This is a genomic window from Romboutsia sp. (assembly GCF_035470145.1).
Taxonomy (GTDB): domain Bacteria; phylum Bacillota; class Clostridia; order Peptostreptococcales; family Peptostreptococcaceae; genus Romboutsia_D.
In genome coordinates, this window is the sequence record NZ_DATIRC010000024.1 from 1 (window position 1) to 1,547 (window position 1,547).

Annotated in this window: 1 protein-coding gene; it reads left to right on the top strand. The window is 31.6% G+C overall.

What is annotated here, in order from left to right:
• Positions 1–23: 23 nt before the first annotated feature.
• On the top strand, positions 24–1,547 hold a 1,524-nt coding region (locus VLM92_RS01150), incomplete at its 3' end, for a hypothetical protein (protein WP_325274518.1).

Here is a 1,547-nt window from a genome sequence, read left to right on the forward strand (position 1 = left end):
ATAGTGAAAAAGTATTTATTTCTATGAGTTCAATTACTTCTATACCTTCAAATGCAAAGTATCTTAGATTTAGAACGTCAACAACATTAGTTCAAAATAATCTTAATGCTAAGTTTCAGGTAGAAGTTGGAACTGGTGCTAAAACTTATGAAGATCCACAACATCATCAAATAACTATTTTAAGTCCTTGTCAAATTGAAAAAGTTAGCGATGTAGCTGATAGAATTGTGCAAGCATCTGATGATATTTGGGATATAGAAAAAAATATATGCAGTGAGGTTATAGATGATAGTTTTGTATTTGGTCTTGTAACCTCATTGGTAAATGTTGACGTTTTAACGATAAATAAAAAAAGCTATATAAGAACAAATCCAACATCTACAAAAATGTATTTAGAAGGATATAAAACAAGGACTTCCGAAGTTGTCGATAATGTAAGTTCTATTGGCTTAGTATATGAAAATAATACCAATATTGCCTTAGTAATTGCGAAGGGTACAACACTTGAAACTGCTAAACAAAGTGTTATCGGCAAAAGGTTATTCCTATTATATGCAACACCTCAATATATACCACTATCAGACAATCAACAAATTGCCCTACGTACATTTGCTAATAAAACTAACATTCTATCACTTTGCGAGATAGAGCCAACTATAAAATGTGATGTACCAAAGAGTGTAGGAGCAAGTGTAAACAGTATCAATGCGCATCTTGATATGGTTGATAAGGATTTAGAGAGAGTTAAAAAGCTTGAAGATGCTACAACTTCAACTGTGGTTGATGATGGTGTAGGATTTACAGTAATTGAAGAAACTAGTAACGGATTTTTGAGTGATATTAAGTTAGAGGGTAGGACTTTAGTTAATAAATGGAAAGATACATTCTTTAAAGCAGGTGGAACTGATGCAATCGTAACAGATGTTGACTATGTAACTTTTACTAATCCTACTGCTTATTCTTTTACTAGAAGTGCCATGACTTTTAATTTTGAAGTTGGTAAAAAATATACATTTATAGTTGATGTTATAGAAAATACCCACCCAAGTTTTGCTTGTTTTTTAGAAAGTGCTAGCGGCTCAGATCAAAATAGTAGCTCAAAAACCTTGGTAAAAGGATTAAACATTTTTGCGTTAACTCCAACTACTGAAAATACTCCTAATATAAGATTTGCTTGTCAGAGTGCCAATGCCAGTTCAATATCTAAAATATCAAGAAAAATAGTTATACTTGAAGGTGACTACACACAAAATCCACCAAACGGCTACTTTGAAGGACTTGCAAACGTAGGAGATGGAACAAATGAATTAGTAGTTTCATCATGTAATTCGAACTTATTAAATCCAAGTACTGTAACAAATTCTAATGCAAATGCTATTGTAGGAAGTGGTGGAAAATTTACCGTTAAAAATGATGTTGCTGGAACATATAAACATGCTTATATAAAAATGCAATTAAAAGCAAATACAACATATAGCTTGCAACGTAAATTTAATAAGAAACAAGGAGCAGACGCAAGTCTAGGATATGTAGATATTTATTCTAAT